This window comes from Flavobacterium sp. NKUCC04_CG (assembly GCF_019345525.1).
Taxonomy (GTDB): Bacteria; Bacteroidota; Bacteroidia; order Flavobacteriales; family Flavobacteriaceae; genus Flavobacterium.
Genome location: NZ_JAHKRA010000001.1, coordinates 1 through 16,719, shown reverse-complemented (window position 1 = coordinate 16,719; position 16,719 = coordinate 1). Strand labels below are relative to the sequence as shown.

16 protein-coding genes are annotated in these 16,719 nt (G+C 35.6%); 13 read left to right on the top strand and 3 right to left on the bottom strand.

Translation table 11 applies throughout. The features are described from left to right. The first annotated feature begins 8 nt into the window (after nucleotides 1-8). The 6 genes from KO524_RS00080 (at nucleotide 9) to KO524_RS00055 (ending at nucleotide 5,638) form a co-directional block, all read left to right on the top strand. Nucleotides 9-917, top strand: coding sequence for a glycosyltransferase family A protein (locus KO524_RS00080; protein WP_219287958.1), 909 nt, complete (start codon nucleotides 9-11; stop codon nucleotides 915-917). Continuing rightward, nucleotides 917-1,498, top strand: coding sequence for an acyltransferase (locus tag KO524_RS00075; RefSeq protein WP_219287956.1), 582 nt, complete (start codon nucleotides 917-919; stop codon nucleotides 1,496-1,498). The genes KO524_RS00080 and KO524_RS00075 overlap by 1 nt, the downstream gene beginning before the upstream one ends. A gap of 618 nt (nucleotides 1,499-2,116) precedes the next feature. After that, nucleotides 2,117-3,241 (top strand): glycosyltransferase family 4 protein, encoded by a 1,125-nt coding sequence (locus tag KO524_RS00070; protein WP_255555078.1) that lies wholly within the window; start codon nucleotides 2,117-2,119, stop codon nucleotides 3,239-3,241. A 6-nt stretch (nucleotides 3,242-3,247) separates the two neighbouring features. Beyond that, on the top strand, nucleotides 3,248-4,147 hold the full coding sequence (locus KO524_RS00065) for an NAD-dependent epimerase/dehydratase family protein (protein ID WP_219287954.1): 900 nt from the start codon (nucleotides 3,248-3,250) through the stop codon (nucleotides 4,145-4,147). Between the two features lie 52 nt (nucleotides 4,148-4,199). Further along, entirely contained in the window at nucleotides 4,200-5,159 is a 960-nt protein-coding gene (locus tag KO524_RS00060; RefSeq protein ID WP_219287952.1) for a glycosyltransferase family 4 protein, read from the top strand. A gap of 2 nt (nucleotides 5,160-5,161) precedes the next feature. After that, the gene (locus KO524_RS00055) at nucleotides 5,162-5,638 is read left to right on the top strand and encodes a transferase (protein WP_219287950.1); all 477 of its coding nucleotides are present in this window, start codon (nucleotides 5,162-5,164) and stop codon (nucleotides 5,636-5,638) included. Nucleotides 5,639-5,726: 88 nt separating this feature from the next. Here KO524_RS00055 and KO524_RS00050 read toward each other — a convergent pair whose 3' ends face one another. Further along, nucleotides 5,727-5,981, bottom strand: coding sequence for a hypothetical protein (locus KO524_RS00050; protein ID WP_219287948.1), 255 nt, complete (start codon nucleotides 5,979-5,981; stop codon nucleotides 5,727-5,729). Nucleotides 5,982-5,994: 13 nt separating this feature from the next. Between KO524_RS00050 and KO524_RS00045 the strand changes: the two genes are divergently transcribed. Together KO524_RS00045 and KO524_RS00040 are read left to right on the top strand one after the other, a co-directional pair. Continuing rightward, entirely contained in the window at nucleotides 5,995-6,240 is a 246-nt protein-coding gene (locus tag KO524_RS00045; RefSeq protein ID WP_219287946.1) for a hypothetical protein, read from the top strand. Between the two features lies 1 nt (nucleotide 6,241). Continuing rightward, the gene (locus tag KO524_RS00040; protein ID WP_219287944.1) at nucleotides 6,242-6,970 is read left to right on the top strand and encodes a hypothetical protein; all 729 of its coding nucleotides are present in this window, start codon (nucleotides 6,242-6,244) and stop codon (nucleotides 6,968-6,970) included. A gap of 69 nt (nucleotides 6,971-7,039) precedes the next feature. Here KO524_RS00040 and KO524_RS00035 read toward each other — a convergent pair whose 3' ends face one another. Beyond that, nucleotides 7,040-7,441, bottom strand: a complete 402-nt coding sequence (locus KO524_RS00035) for a helix-turn-helix domain-containing protein (RefSeq protein ID WP_219287943.1) — start codon at nucleotides 7,439-7,441, stop codon at nucleotides 7,040-7,042. Between the two features lie 366 nt (nucleotides 7,442-7,807). Here KO524_RS00035 and nagB point away from each other — a divergent pair, with 366 nt between their 5' ends. Continuing rightward, nucleotides 7,808-8,602 carry a glucosamine-6-phosphate deaminase gene (nagB, locus tag KO524_RS00030; RefSeq protein WP_219287941.1) on the top strand — a complete coding sequence of 265 codons (795 nt, stop codon included), beginning with the start codon at nucleotides 7,808-7,810 and terminating at the stop codon, nucleotides 8,600-8,602. Nucleotides 8,603-8,609: 7 nt separating this feature from the next. Here the strand turns inward: nagB and KO524_RS00025 are convergent, their stop codons facing one another. Beyond that, nucleotides 8,610-8,891 carry a helix-turn-helix domain-containing protein gene (locus tag KO524_RS00025; RefSeq protein WP_219287939.1) on the bottom strand — a complete coding sequence of 94 codons (282 nt, stop codon included), beginning with the start codon at nucleotides 8,889-8,891 and terminating at the stop codon, nucleotides 8,610-8,612. A 1,630-nt stretch (nucleotides 8,892-10,521) separates the two neighbouring features. Between KO524_RS00025 and KO524_RS00020 the strand changes: the two genes are divergently transcribed. The 4 genes from KO524_RS00020 to KO524_RS00005 form a co-directional block, all read left to right on the top strand. Beyond that, nucleotides 10,522-11,655, top strand: a complete 1,134-nt coding sequence (locus tag KO524_RS00020) for a DegT/DnrJ/EryC1/StrS aminotransferase family protein (protein ID WP_219287937.1) — start codon at nucleotides 10,522-10,524, stop codon at nucleotides 11,653-11,655. 398 nt (nucleotides 11,656-12,053) lie between these two features. Beyond that, nucleotides 12,054-12,440 carry a hypothetical protein gene (locus KO524_RS00015; protein ID WP_219287935.1) on the top strand — a complete coding sequence of 129 codons (387 nt, stop codon included), beginning with the start codon at nucleotides 12,054-12,056 and terminating at the stop codon, nucleotides 12,438-12,440. Between the two features lie 3 nt (nucleotides 12,441-12,443). Then, nucleotides 12,444-12,968, top strand: coding sequence for a hypothetical protein (locus KO524_RS00010; protein ID WP_219287933.1), 525 nt, complete (start codon nucleotides 12,444-12,446; stop codon nucleotides 12,966-12,968). A gap of 1,198 nt (nucleotides 12,969-14,166) precedes the next feature. Continuing rightward, on the top strand, nucleotides 14,167-16,719 hold a 2,553-nt coding region (locus KO524_RS00005), incomplete at its 3' end, for a hypothetical protein (RefSeq protein ID WP_219287931.1).

Sequence of the window (16,719 nt, the reverse complement as noted above, 5' to 3'; positions counted from 1 at the left end):
TAAAAAACATGACAAAGTATATAGAAAATAAAATAACTGTATATACACCTACCTACAATAGGGGTTATTGTTTGCATCAATTGTACGATAGTTTGTGTAAACAGCTTCAACAGAATAGAGATTTTGAATGGCTGATAGTCGATGATGGTTCTACTGATGATACGGAGCATTTGGTTCAAAAATGGATGAAAATAGCGCCGTTTAAAATCATCTTTTACAAACAAGAAAATGAAGGAAAGATGGCTAAACTCAACTTTATTCATCAAATTATTGAAACAGAACTCTGTGTATGTGTTGATTCGGACGATTATTTAACGGACAACGCCTTAGATGAAATTTTTAAGGTTTGGAGGGTAGTTAAGGGGAATTCTCAAATCGGTGGCTTGGTAGGTTTAGATGTTTTTAAGAACGGTAATGTTGTGGGTACTGAATTTCCAGAGGGTCTATCTTCTATAAAGTTCCGCGATTTTGAAAGACGGGGCGTAAAGGGGGATAAAAAATTTATTTATAGAACAAGCGTTATTAGTAGCTATCCGCCCTATCCTTCTTTTAAAGGAGAAAAATTTCCTGCTCCAGGTTATCTATATCGACTGATCGATTTGGATTATGATTTATGGATTATAAATAAGCCCTTGTGTATAGTTGAATACCTTGAGGATGGTTTGTCAAAGAATAAATTTAGTCAGTTTAAAAAAGCACCTAATTCCTTTATGTTTTACCGCCAAGAACGGATGCGATTAGCTACCAGCTTTTCTGAGCGATTTAAGAATGCTATTCATTATGTTAGTAGTGGTATATTTACGAAAAAGAATGTTTTTAAAAATAATAAATATCCTATAACTACTTTTTTTGCTGTCCCATTAGGAGTACTATTAAATATTTATCTTAATAAAACAAGCAAAAAAGGAGCAGTATAATGAGAAAAACGGGTAGAAAACAATTTGGTAAATTTAAAGTTATCATAAATGTATTGGTGTCTTTTTTTGGTTTGTTCGGAAAAAGAGGAAATGCTTATTTTCTTAGAATGGCTAGAAATATTAATGGGAAATTAGGTCTTTTGTTGCGATATGTATTTCTGAAAAATTGTTGTCAAAGCATAGGTGATAATGTTTCAGTACAACCTAATGTGTTTTTGTTCAATTTACAAAATATTCAAATAGGTAATAATGTAAGTATTCATCCCATGTGTTATATTGAAGGGGCAGGCGGTATTACTATTGGCAATGATGTGTCTATTGCTCATGCGTCATCATTAATTTCGACAAACCATACTTGGGATGATGAACGTATTCCCATAAAATATAATAAAGAGACCTTTAGTGAAATTATTATAAACGATGATGTATGGATTGGTTGCGGAGTAAGAATTTTATCAGGCGTAGAAATAAAGAAACGTTCTGTAGTCGCTGCTGGTGCAGTTGTAAACAAAACGTTTGCTGAGAATTCGCTAATAGGAGGGGTTCCTGCTAAATTGATAAAGAATATTAATAAAAACTAAGCTGATTCGTATAACCACTGTTCCTATTTCTTTAGAAAAACTTTTACAAGACCAGCATCATTTTATGACCCAACAGGGTTTTGAAGTGGTTAGTTTTTCTTCTTGTTGAAAAGATTTGGGAGCGGTTCTTTAGCATGACGGAAATTCTGTAGCTGTATAAAAGACTTGTACAATTGCTCCATTAGCTAAATTGGTTTTCCTATGGAATTTTTATAAACTTTGCAAAAGGGAAAATCAATTATTGCACGTTCACACATACTTAAGGCATAGACTGTGGGTATGGTCTAGGATAAATTGGAAATGTTCCATACGGTTTTTTGACTTGAGAATAATGGAAACTAATGGTGTAGAGTAATCAATATTCAATTTTGTAAAAAAACGGGATCTGTGAAACCTTTAATTTGGTCTATCCGATTTCAGAAGTTGTCAATGATTTTATGCTTTATAATAATTTTGCAGTAACAGATATGTTAAAGGAAGTTTCTTATAGGATTTCGTATGGTGTTAATTTCTTTTTTGAGGGTAGTGATAAATCATAAAACATGGGGTTTATATATCTTTCTTGTGGAAAAATCTGCATAAAAAAACTGGTTACTTTTTTTTAAAAAATAATAAACTATGAAAACCCTTTTAATGGTCGCCAACGTAGATTGGTTTTTTATTTCTCATCGTTTATGCATCGCTCAAGAAGCGGTAAAACGGGGATGGAAAGTATTTGTTGCTGCGGAAGATACTGGTCGTGGGCAGGAGATTAATATAGATGGAATTACATTTATCGATTTTAAATTTTCGCGTTCTGGAACAAATCCATTAAATGAGTTAAAAACATTGAATGATTTTCGGAAGCTATATCGGAAGATTAAACCGGATGTAGTACATCATATTACTCTTAAACCGGTTATTTACGGATCTATAGTGGCTAGGTTACTTGGTGTAAAAGGAGTTCTTAATGCGGTTAGCGGATTAGGATATAATTTTACGAGTGGACGTCAAGGAATTGTACAGAGAATAATGCTTAGATTGATGAAATTTGGATTTAACCGTCAAAATTTGACTATTATTTTTCAAAATGCAGACGACCAATCTGAACTAACTAAGGTAGGAGTAGTGAGTCCTATTAATCGTATTGTTCGTATAAAAGGTTCGGGAGTTGATTTGACTAAATTTAAACAAGCAGAATTTCCTCCTTTTGATGTGGTTAAAATTTTATTTCCAGTTCGGATGTTATGGGATAAAGGAGTAAGGGAGCTAAAAGAAGCTTCGGATATCTTAAAAGAAACCTATAGGCATCAGATTCAATTTGTTTTAGCGGGTTTGGCCGACGAAGAGAATAAGGCAGGTGTTTCTGCCCAATATTTAAATGATTGGCAAGATGGTTCTTACGTTAAATGGGTGGGATATCAACAAAATATGGTTTCAATTTATAATGACTCTCATATTGTAGTATTACCATCTTATAGAGAGGGAATGCCGAAGACATTAATTGAGGCTTGTGCGGTTGGTAAAGCAATAATAACTACAGACGCTGTTGGTTGTAGAGAATGTGTTGATGAGGGAGTCAATGGATATAAAGTACCTGTGTATTCTGTTAATGAGCTGGCAAAGGCTATCGAAAAACTTGTGAAGGATAAAGACTGTATCATTCAAATGGGAAAAGCTTCTAGAGAAAAGGCAGAAAGAGAATTTGATGTAAAAGATGTTATAGAAAAACATCTAGAAATATATGACAATTTTGTTAAGTAATATATCATGAAAATAACAATCACGGGAACATCTGGGTTTGTCGGTCAAAACTTGACGAATTTCCTGATAGGTCAAAGTCATCAAGTAGCATCGCTTTCGATGCGCAACACGACTTGGATATCTCAAATAGATCTCGAATCCGATGCTTTGATTCATTTAGCTGGTAAGGCGCATGATACTTCAAATACGGCTGAGGCTAGTGAGTATTTTGATATTAATACAACATTGACAAAAGTGTTGTTTGATGTGTTTTTAGAGAGCAATATAAAGGATTTTATTTATTTTAGCTCTGTTAAGGCGGTCGCAGATACTGTGGAAGGTGTTTTGTACGAGGAGGTTATTGGCAGGCCAATGACACCTTATGGACAGTCGAAATTACAAGCGGAACAATATCTTATAAGTAAAACCCTACCAGAGGGTAAACGTTTGTTGATTATTAGACCATGTATGATTCACGGGCCAGGAAATAAAGGAAATCTCAATTTACTGTATAAAATTGTCAATAAGGGAATTCCTTGGCCACTTGCGGCTTATGACAATAAACGTTCTTTTTTAAGTATTGATAATTTGAATTTTTTAATATACCAGCTATTAATTAATAAAAACGTTAAATCTGGAGTTTATAATTTTGCAGATGACAAATCATTGTCAACGAATGAGTTAGTTCGATTGATCGCTTCAGCGTCTAATAAGCAGGCAAAATTATGGTCAATAAATAAGAAATTTATGGATACAATAGCTATAATAGGCGATAAAGTTGGTTTGCCATTGAACACTGAGCGACTAAAGAAACTAACCGAAAACTACAAAGTTTCAAATTCTAAAATAAAAAAAGCTTTGGGAATAGAAAATTTACCATATTCAGCATCGGAAGGACTTAAGAAAACAGTAACTTCTTTTAAATAAAAATAATTTCAATACAATTTCTAGTTAATTTAAAGACATAATTCTAATAAAAATGCATTATTTAGTACTCGTTATTTTACTGTTTGTTACTGAATGGGTTTATTTCAAAATAGCCGATAAGTTTAATATTATCGACAAACCCAATGAAAGAAGTTCTCACTCTGAGGTCACCCTTCGTGGTGGGGGAATAGTGTTTTATTTTGCGGTAATGGCATTTTTTTTATATTCTGGTTTTGAATATCCTTGGTTTTTCTTAGGACTTACATTGATAACTTTAATCAGTTTCTTAGATGATGTATTTACGCTGTCTAACAAGATTCGTTTATTTATACACCTGGTGTCTGTGTTATTGATGTTTCAGCAGTGGGGCTTATTCGACCTTTCTGTAATCTGGATACTACTGAGTTTGATTGTGGTGATTGGAACAATCAATGCTTACAATTTTATGGATGGTATTAACGGTATAACGGCCTTGTATAGCTTAGCTGTTTTAGGATTGTTAGCCATTGTGAATTTACAAGTGAACTTTATTGATCCCAGTTTGATATACTATAGTATAATCGGGACTGTAGTCTTTGGGTTTTTTAATATTAGAGTAAAAGCGAAATGTTTTGCCGGTGACGTTGGTAGTGTAAGTATGGCTTTTATAGTATTGTTTATGTTGGGCATGTTACTGATTAAGACAGAGAATTTTATATATATATTGTTTTTGGCAATTTATGGGATTGACACAGTTTGGACAATATTTCGCCGTGCTCTTAAAAAAGAAAATATATTTAAAGCGCATCGCTCGCATCTGTATCAGCTGTTGAGTAATGAAGCTAAGAAAAATAAACTAGCCGTGTCTGTTGCCTATGCGGTAATTCAATTTATAGTGGGATATCTTGTTATCGCGGTAAGTGATTGTAGCGTCACTACTCAAATCTTATTTGGTATCGGCTTGCTATTTGGTCTAAGTGCTGTTTACTTGGTTTTAAAACGCAGTTTAATTAAAAAATACAACATTCAATAAACATGGATTCTTGGTTAATATATGGTAAGGGCGGACATGCACAGGTCATTGCCGATGCTATTTTAAAAAAGGATAGCAGCGCCACAGTTGAATATTTTGAAGATAGAGATTTTCCTTATAATGCTGAATTTAATGCTGCTGTTCCTCTAATTATAGGAATTGGCAATAATGAAGTAAGAAAGCGTATTTCAAAGACAATTTCTCATTCATTTGCAACCATCATCCATCCCTCGGCGCAAATCGCTACTGATGTAATAATAGGAGAGGGTACGGTAGTTTTTGCTAATGCTGTAATCCAGACAGGAACTGTAATTGGGAAGCACTGTATAATCAATGCCAATTCGACTATTGATCACGATGTAATAATTGAGGATTTTGTAAGTGTTTATCCCGGAGTTTATGTGGGAGGAGGGGCTTTAATCTCTACAGGGAAGACTCTAGATGCAAATCAAGTTATAGCTAGAAACGCTACTTTATAGTGTTACAGCGCATTTAAATTATGCTAATACCTAAATTTTAAAATAAAGCCTTGCCGCAAAACAAGGCTGTAGTGTACTATAAAACCAATTACTCCTTCTTATTTAGCAATTGCTCCAAAAAGGCTACTTTTTCTTGTTCGGCTTTTAATAGTCTTTCGTAGAGTTCGGCGACCTTGTCGATAGGGTTGAAGCTAGGAGAGTAATTAGTTGCTCTTCCACCGTTGATAGTAGCGTTGTCGTTGCTATTAAAAGTGTTATTTATAATGCTCAAAACCTTTTCGTCTATACCCCAAGTCTGAAAGGTATAAAAACAATTAATTTTACGTATCTTTACATTATCCAAAACCAAGAATATTATGAAAACAGTAGATTTAAAATTAGCTGGACTGAACTTTATTCAAAGTGAGGCGTGGTCCAATGCTGTATTGGAAAACGAGGCGTTGAATTTGAATTACAGTATAGTTCAAGGAAATGAATTAATAGAAGTTAGTGCGAACGGAAACCGTAGAGTGTTGAGAAAATCACGTTTCACTACGGTACAATTAACCACGCAGAAAAGGGAATTTACCTTGAACTTTGAAGAAGTAAGTGAAACGTTTTAGAATGATTGCTAGACCAAATGGGGCTGGGAAATCTACCTTTGTCAAAGAAATTCAGAAACAGTGCTCTATCGGTTATTATATTAATGCAGATGATATAGAGCAAATTTTACATACCAATGAGAACAAACTCAAATGTTCAGATTATTTTCCCTCTCTTGTTAGTCAAGAAGACTGGGATTCTTTTATAATTAAAAATACAGAGGATTTAAGGTATAAAAGCATCGACGTAAAACAAGTTACTATTGTTGACAATACGTTGTTAGTAAGTGGTATGGTTAATAGTTATTTTGCTGCGGTTATAGCAGAATTTTTTAGATATATTTTATTAGAGTGCGACAAATCCTTTTCATTTGAAACGGTCATGTCTCATGCCTCTAAGGTTTCTTTTCTGAAAGAAGCTAAAGAAAAAGGATTTAAAACTTATTTATATTTTATAAGTACAAGCGACCCTGCAATTAATAAAAGCAGAGTCAAGATAAGAGTGTTAAAGGGCGGACATGATGTTGAGGAAAGCAAGATTGAGAAACGGTATTACGCCTCTTTAGAGTTATTAAAAGATGCTTTTTTAGCCGTTGACAGGGCATATATTTGCGATAGTTCTATTGAAAACGAAAGAAGTATCTTTTTTGAAAAAGTAGGCGATAAAGTAAGGTTTCATACAGACCAAGTGCCGGAATGGATAATGGAATATTTGGTTAAGAGACTCAAATTAAATGAAGGATTGCATTAACGCTGTTTTCGATTACTACCTCCACAAAGCCTTGCCGCAAAACAAGGCTGTAGTATACTGTAAAACCAATTACTCCTTCTTATTTAGCAATTGCTCCAAAAAGGCTACTTTTTCTTGTTCGGCTTTTAATAACCGTTCGTAGAGTTCGGCGACCTTGTCGATGGGGTTGAAGGTTGGTGTGTAGTTAGTGACACCATTTTGAAAGGCGTTATCATGAAAAGTATTGTTGATAATGCTCAAAACCTTTTCGTCTGAATAACTTTTAATGGTTTCCGTGTTTACTTCTAGTGCTTTGGCAATCTCTGTGATTTTTTGATCTTCCAATTCTTCGGTATTTTCGATTAAGGACAATTTTTGTTGGCTAATACCCAATATTTCGGCTAAGGTTTCTTGTTTCATCCCCCTGATTTCACGGAGGCGACAAATGTTGCGTCCGATATGCCTTTTTGGCTTTAAATCTTTTGTTTCCATAAGTTTTGCGTTTGGATTGTAACTACTCAAAAGTAACGGATTGAAATAAGATATACAAATGATTAACAGCTTTCTTGGTGAGAGTGTTGCGCTATCGTATCCCGCTGTCGGTGGTTTCAAATAAAATACACAGCCATACGGATAGATAAATTAGTGAATGCTTGGGGACTGTACGCGTAAATGTTAGAAGGAATAGCAGGGATTCGAGCTGTTCGAATGAAATTAACCCGACTTTAAAAAAAAGGAGAACCTATACTAAATGGGCCTTATTTGCGATTAGAACATTGTTTTTTTTAGTTTTTTTTTGTATTTTTGAATGAAGGCTGCGATGATGTCAAAGAACGTTTTATTTAAACCCCCCAACCATTGAATAATCAAGAAGAAAAATTTATAAAAGTATATCCCAATAGTGAAACAGCATCTCTTTATGTGGCGGGGCGCATCGCATCTTTAATCGTAAAAAAGAGCGAATTAGGTCAAAAAACAGTCTTGGGATTGGCTACAGGAGCGACGCCTAAATTGGTATATAAAGAATTGATTCGATTGCATCAATATGAGGGATTGAGCTTTAAATCTGTGGTGACTTTTAACTTGGATGAGTATTATCCGATGCAAGCGGTCGATGAACAAAGCTACCGTTCTTTTATGAATGTCAACCTGTTTAACCACGTGGATATGCCTTCGGAAAACATTCATATCCCTGACGGTACGTTGAATTTAGAGGCGGTACAGGCACACTGTGCGCTTTATGAAAAGAAAATACAGGACTTTGGTGGATTGGATTTGCAGTTGTTGGGCATTGGACGTACGGGGCATATCGGTTTTAACGAACCGGGATCCTTAGTGCATTCCACAACGCGTTTGGTGCATTTAAACGACCTAACCATATCCGACGCCATAGCCGACTTTGGAGGTAAAGAACACGTTCCCAGTCAGGCGATTACTATGGGTGTCAAAACCATTACTCAGGCCAAGGAGATCATTTTGTTGGCCCTGTCACAACGCAAAGCCGATATCATTCAACAAGCCCTTGAAGGAGGGATATCGTCCCATATTCCCGCTTCCTTTCTACAGCAATTTAAAAATGTGGAATATGTTTTGGATCAAGAAGCCGCTTCTCAACTCGCCACCAATTACTGCTCAGCGGTTACGAATCCCTAAGTAAAACTTACTTGCCCCGCTTGTACTGTTTGGATAATTCGATATATTTTTTCATATCAAAATCGAACAACTGATTAATGCTTAAACCGAGCTCTTTACTTATTTTGAGTAAAGTTTCGTAAGTGGGATTCGTAGTTCCACGTTCTATCGCGCCAATCGTCTTTTTGGCGTTCCCTGTTTTTAGACCCAATTCTTCTTGTGAAATCTTTTCGTTCACATAGCTTTCCCTGAGTTCTCGGATGCGATAGCCCAGTGCTTCGTTTTCTTCTTTGAAGTTCTCTTTATCCATAAAAGTAAATTTCGAATTTTAACAAAAAAAATCAGGACACTTATAGGTTACTTTTATTTTTTTTTATATTTTTGACTCAATACGTTCGATAAAGGTATCCTAAATACCGCGATTAGGGAGTGAAAATGTTAAGGTAGGTATAAGGTTTACAACGTTAAAAGTTCTTTTAGTACTTGTTTTGATGTGAGGCGTCAATAGACTAAATAAAGCACACCGCTTATGGAGGCTCGCTCTACATCATTTTTTAAGGTTTAAAGTAGGAACTGATAATAAGGTTTGCTTTTTTTAAATGTGATGCTTGTTATTAAACCAACTACAGATACTTTAAAAAACGGTTCTAAGCGACTATAAAAGGAGTAGAAGGCATCACTTTTCGTTAAGTAAAAGAGCTGCTTTGAAAGGGATGCTTTTTGTAGATGAATACAACGAAAGTAACGACGTATTTGTTATATAATAAAATTAAAAATGGAATAACGAGCCAATGCCCGAAATTCGATGTTAGGAGCTTGATTTATAGCTTTTATTTGAAATATTTTACAAGCGCAAGGGAGTTTGTTTGCACGTCTTTAATGAGAATGCTCATTTTTTTATATTTTTTGATTAAAATTCGCAATGTTTGTAAGGGAAACGACATTCATTATTTTAAGCGCTGGGCTTGCCGATGTTTTAACACGCTAGCATGGGTCTGTACAGCGATTTTGGGAATTAAGGTTCCTACGTCTATCCTTAATAGTACGGGTTTTATACAATAGCGACTCTGTGTAAATGCCTATGCTAAAAAGCAATTTTAGAATCTCGAATAAAGCCTGTTGTTAATAACAATGGAGATTTTAAATTGATATTGCGGATGTTGCGTGAGTTACCACGGCCGGTAGATAAGCCGAGTGTCTTAAGGCAGTGGTGCTCACGTTTTTTAAAACGAAAAAGGCGACAGCCTCTAAAATAATAATCTCGACAATCGCGTATAAGCGTTAGATAAATGCGAAGAACGATAGTGGATTTACTGTAAGTTAAAATCTGGTTTTTTTCGCCAACAATTTTATGAATTTGTAAAACGGTCTCAAGGGTTTTTTAAACTAGCCATTTATGTAATTCCTTGCTTTTTGAGAATTTGTTTTCTTAAATCTACGTCACGTTCATTTCAGTTGTTTTTTCATGATATAAATATTTAAGTAGAATAGTTTTAGACTGAAATGTACGGGTCTAAGGACTCGAGAGGAACTTAGAAGCAGCGTAGTATTTTACCTTCTCTATAATCCATGGTAGTGGGAATAGAGAAGGTTTTTTTTTACTACTGCGATAAAAACTGTCATCGATGCCAATTGTGACTACTAAGCCGGATGTTCTGATTCCGTTGCAGAAAGGGCTCAAAAGGCCTTTAGATTTGCATATATCCTACAGAGGACTAAGCGGCTAAACAGCCGCAAATTATTCCAACTATACAGACGGTATTCGCCAGCTGTTTCACGTTCGTATTTTTATTGTTTTCTGCTATTTCTAGCCCAGTATGAAAATAGAGGTCTGTAAATTGCATTGCAATAAAGCCGCTACATAAAAGGAACAAGCCTTAAAAATCTATTTTAGGTTTTAAAATTTAACATTATCTTTAGATCTCCAAAATAAGCAGAAAATGAATTCAAAAATTTGGTTGTCTTCTCCCCATATGGGAGGAAATGAATTGCATTATATTCGTGAAGCTATTGAAATGAATTGGATTACCGCACAGGGACATTGCTTAGATTATTTTGAAAAGGACTTAGCGTCCTTTTTAAATAAAAAATATTTTGTAGCAGCGTTGAATAGTGGAACAGCGGCATTGCATTTGGCTTTGATCGAATTGGGGGTAAAAGCGGGTGATGAAGTAATTTGTCAGACTATGACTTTTTCGGCTTCGGCCAACCCGATAGCCTATTGTGGCGCTACTCCGGTATTTATCGACAGTGAAAAAGACACATGGAATTTATGTCCTATAGCCTTAGAGGAAGCGATACAAGATCGAATAGCTCAAGGAATAAAACCCAAAGCGATTATTGCCGTGCATTTGTATGGTATGCCGTATAAGGTGACAGAAATACATGCAGTAGCTAAAAAATACGACATTCCCGTAGTGGAGGATGCCGCTGAAGGTTTGGGTAGTACTTATAAAGGCGTCAACTGTGGTACTTTTGGCGATTTTGGTGTTTTGAGTTTTAACGGCAATAAAATCATTACCACTTCAGGTGGTGGTGCCTTGGTTTGTCAGACCAAAGCAGCGAAGGATAAAGCGGTTTTTCTTTCTACTCAAGCACGTGATGACGCACCGCATTATCAGCATTCACAAATCGGTTACAATTACCGTATGAGTAATATTGCAGCGGGTATAGGTAGAGGACAAATGGAAGTATTGGCCGATCGTGTACAACAACGCAGAGCCAACAATTCTTTTTACCGCCAACTGTTTCAAGATATTGCAGGAGTTACGGTATTTGTTGAACCATCAGCTGATTTTTTCTCCAACCATTGGTTGAGTTGCATTACTTTAGACGAAAAGATTTGTGGAAAAACAGCAGAACAACTAAGATTGCATTTATTGGAAGACCAAATTGAGTCAAGACCGCTTTGGAAACCCATGCACCTACAGCCTGTTTTTGAAGGTTCGGCCTATTATGGTGGTCAAGTAGCAGAAGATTTGTTTAAAACAGGTCTGTGCTTACCTTCTGGCTCTAATTTAGAAGAAGATGAATTACACCGAATTGCAACGGCTATACGCAGTTTTTTCGCTTAGTGTAAAATATCAATACATGGATTTTTAAGTAATTATAGTATTTAAATCAAAAGCCGTCTCGCATTGGGGACGGCTTTTTTTGTGCCCGTTTTTCCGAATACCACAGCCAAGTATTTTAACGATAAAAGAGCTTGAAATTAGCTATGTCCGTTTTTATAACTTCTCGAACAACGGAACTACAACAATGTATTATTAGGTGTACTACCGTTTTATTATATGGTTTATAGTAAAGTTTTGTCTGTTTACCGTGTGTTTTTATTGTTTTTTAGGATTTATATTGAGTATGTTTTGAAATTATTAAAAAGACAATAGTTAAGGTTGTTGTAAAATAAAATTAACAAAACGTTATTGTTTCTGCGTAAATAATTGTATGTTTATATAATCAAAAACTTAAAATTATGAAAAAATTTATTATTTCCGCATTTTTAACTGTGCTAATGTGCGGCTTTACGTCTTGTAGCGACGAGCCCAAATCAACTGATGAAAGCAACGACATCAACACAGAAAAATTGCAATCTAAAGACATTAATGATCAGATTACTAATTTTAAGAAAGCCTTAAAATGGATTAATTTACCCGAGAATCAGCCTACAGCTGAGGAACGATTAGTGTTGGGGTCCGAACTTTCGGATGGTAATAAGGAGCGATTATATGCCCCTGCGAAAGAACTGATTTATGCCTCCGGAATGGACGATGCCACCTTCCTTGCTCTTACCAATCACGAAAGAGATAAAGTTATTAATCTTGGATTTAAAGTCTATGTATCATTAATCAACAACAACTAAATTATGAAAAAAATATTTTTACTTGCGATCACTTGTTTTTTTGTAAATCAGGCTAATGCCTTAGGTTCATTAACAATTATTAACGGAACGAGTAACGACCTCTTACATTTTAAGGGATATGCAGCAAATACGACTTCGTGTTACCCAGAATTGGGTACGCAAGACAATTTAAGTGCTTGGGCGGGCTATATGGATATAGGTCCTAATACAGCTTCAGCAGTAACCTATAATAATTTTGCTGCTTTTAGCGCGTTTAGCACCGGACTACGATTTACATTGCAAACCAGTATAGGAGGGCCAGTCAATACGATTCTCCCTGCACAAGCGCAAGCCTATGCTTCTTTAGTTGCTTGGAATCGCGTTGCTTTTAAAATCGATATATTTGGTACTGGAATAACAGAAGGTACGCATCTTGGATTACCCGAGACTATAGCCTGTCATGGTCTTGACAGTTATTCCCAAGCGCAATATACTTACGCTAGTTTTTTTACTATTGGTGGAACAAATACCTATTTTATTGTTAGTTAATCACTTTGCTTTTTCTAAAAGTTATTTATAAGTTTTGTTTTTTAACTCATGAAAATAAAATTTTTACTTAAGTTAAAAACGTATAAGGCTGTCTCGTAAATCGAGACGGCCTTTTGTTTTTTACTGAAATTACAAACGGCTTGTAGCTTTTTCTAAACCAAGGGATATTGTTTTTGTTTTCTTAAAGTGATAAAAGCACAGGAACAATCTTTTAAAAATCGTTTTGCAACGCAAACAACAACACACTTTTTATAAGTTGTGAGCCATTGACTTTGCGGAGTGATTTTAACTGGCATTGCAAACCAGTCCCTTTAAATTTTGATGGACAAACGGGAATACTGTGGTTTTTCGATAGCGTATCTTGCTGGATTAGAAATAGCGGTGATATACACAAATAGGTGATTAAAACCTCTGTGATTCGCAAAACTAAAGATTATTGGGAGTACACAATAGGATGGTCTGTATGCGCGAGCCTTTTCCAGGTCTTTTTATGTGAAAGCAATATACTCCTTGAAAAAAAGACCTGAACCATAGAGCGAGCTAGTAGAGTCTCCACTAAAGAATGACTTTGGCCACATTTTAAAGAAATGAATAAAGTAGAGAATAAGTTCTTAATTGTGTTATGTTTAAAAATTTAGTAAATAAATTAATTTTTAATTTATTTTTTAAATATAATAATGGGGCCAGTTGTTGCTGAAATCTGTCTTTTATTTGCCTTTTTATAAACATAATGAATAGGAAGGTGTTTTTTGCGCTATTTTAAAGTTTTTTTTTAAAGCAGATAAAGACAAAAAAGTCTCGATTTGTACATCTAAGATTAAATAATCGAGAATGGATGATAAATTATAGAATTCTTTAAGATGAATATAAAACATATTTATTCGAATTAACTGGTTAAAGTACTAGAAAATTTATAAAAGCTACCGTTTTTTTTTATTTTCATTTTATATCCTTCATTTTTTTTGTAAACAGCTGATTTTTACGATTGTCCCAAATTATTAGACCTACATTCAGCCATCAATATGACACATATTTCTCTTAAATAAGCGCCAAATTCGCATTCTAAAGTATTAATAATCGAAAATGGTGATTGTTTTATCAAAAATGTGATTTGTTAGTTATTCTTTACTATAAAGAGCATGGATGGTCTTATTACTTTAGGAAAAACGGAAAAATAATTCAAATAATTTGTTTCAACATGAAGAAAAAATTACTTCCCTTAGCAGCCTTATTTGTAAGTGGTATGATGTATTCGCAAGTAGGTGTAGGTACTCATTATCCCCATAAGTCATCTCAATTAGATGTTCGATCGACAGACAAGGGGATTTTAATCCCTCAAATTGCTTTAAGCAGTGTTACAGACAACGCCACAATTCAAAATGGAAATGTAGAGAGTTTGCTTGTATACAATACAACCGATACAGCAGCTATTAGACCGGGTTACTTTTACTGGTTTAGAGACAGATGGACTCGAATAATCAGCGACCAAGATACTGCTTTGCTCTTAAATACGAGTAACGTTAAGTTAAGCGTTATTAATGGAGCGTTGGTTTTAGAGGATAGTGAAGGAGAAGTGGTTTCCGTTTTACTATCGGATATCGCAAGCCCTGAAACCGTAACGACCATCGTTCAAGATGCTACTACCCGTATCTATACTTACGAAAATGAGGCTGGAGCAACAGTTGATATCAACGTCATTGCCGATGTAACCAACAAATTCGAGGAGATCATAAACAACACCACAGTTCAAGATATCTTAAACCAATACATCACAAAAATAGAGGGAAATGTAACGTATGATGGTACCAATTTCAACTATTATGATGAAAACGGTGTTTTACAAATCATCAATATTACCGATTTAGTAAAAGATGCTGAAACCGTAACGACCATTGCTCAAAATGCTACGACCCGTGTCTATACTTACGAAAATGAGGCTGGAGCCACATTTGATATTAACGTCATTGCCGATGTAACCAACAAATTCGAAGACATCATCAACAACACCACGGTTCAAAACATTCTTAACGAATATTTGACTAAGGTAGAAGGTAATGTGACTTACGACGGAGATAACTTTGTGTATTACGACGAAAACGGCGTAGTTCAGATTATTGATATCACCGAATTGGTAAAAGCGGCTGAAACCGTAACGACCATTGCTCAAAATGCTACTACACGTGTCTATACTTACGAAAATGAGGCTGGAGACACATTTGATATCAACGTAATCGCCGATGTAACCAACAAATTCGAAGACATCATCAACAACACCACGGTTCAAAACATTCTTAACGAATATTTGACCAAGGTTGAAGGGAACGTGACTTACGACGGAGATAATTTTGTGTATTACGACGAAAACGGCGTAGTTCAGATTATTGATATCACCGAATTGGTAAAAGCGGCTGAAACCGTAACGACCATCGTACAAGATGCTACTACCCGTGTCTATACTTACGAAAATGAGGCAGGAGCCACATTTGATATCAACGTCATTGCCGATGTAACCAACAAATTCGAAGACATCATCAACAACACCACGGTTCAAAACATACTTAACGAATATTTGACCAAGGTAGAAGGTAACGTGACTTACGACGGAGATAATTTTGTGTATTACGACGAAAACGGCGTAGTTCAGATTATCGACATCACCGAATTGGTAAAAGCGGCTGAAACCGTAACGACCATCGTTCAAGACGCTACTTCCCGTGTCTATACTTACGAAAATGAGGCAGGAGACAAAGTTGAAATCAACGTGATTGCTGATGTTACGAACAAATTCGAAGACATCATCAACAACACCACGGTTCAAAACATACTTAATGAATATTTGACCAAGGTAGAAGGTAATGTGACTTACGACGGAGATAATTTTGTGTATTACGACGAAAACGGCGTAGTTCAGATTATCGATATCACCGAATTGGTAAAAGCGGCTGAAACCGTAACGACCATCGTACAAGATGCTACTTCCCGTGTCTATACTTACGAAAATGAGGCAGGAGCCACATTTGATATCAATGTCATTGCCGATGTGACCAACAAATTCGAAGACATCATCAACAACACCACGGTTCAAAACATACTTAACGAATATTTGACTAAGGTTGAAGGTAACGTGACTTACGACGGAGATAATTTTGTGTATTACGACGAAAACGGCGTAGTTCAGATTATTGATATCACCGAATTGGTAAAAGCGGCTGAAACCGTAACGACCATCGTTCAAGACGCTACTTCCCGTGTCTATACTTACGAAAATGAGGCAGGAGACAAAGTTGAAATCAACGTCATTGCTGATGTTACGAACAAATTCGAAGACATCATCAACAACACCACGGTTCAAAACATTCTTAACGAATATTTGACCAAGGTAGAAGGTAACGTGACTTACGACGGAGATAATTTTGTGTATTACGACGAAAACGGCGTAGTTCAGATTATCGACATCACCGAATTGGTAAAAGCTGCTGAAACCGTAACGACCATCGTTCAAGACGCTACTTCCCGTGTCTATACTTACGAAAATGAGGCAGGAGACAAAGTTGAAATCAACGTCATTGCCGATGTGACCAACAAATTCGAGGAAATCATCAACAACACCACGGTTCAAAACATTCTTAATGAATATTTAACCAAGGTAGAAGGTAACGTGACTTACGACGGAGATAATTTTGTGTATTACGACGAAAACGGCGTAGTTCAGATTATCGACATCACCGAATTGGTAAAAGCTGCTGAAACC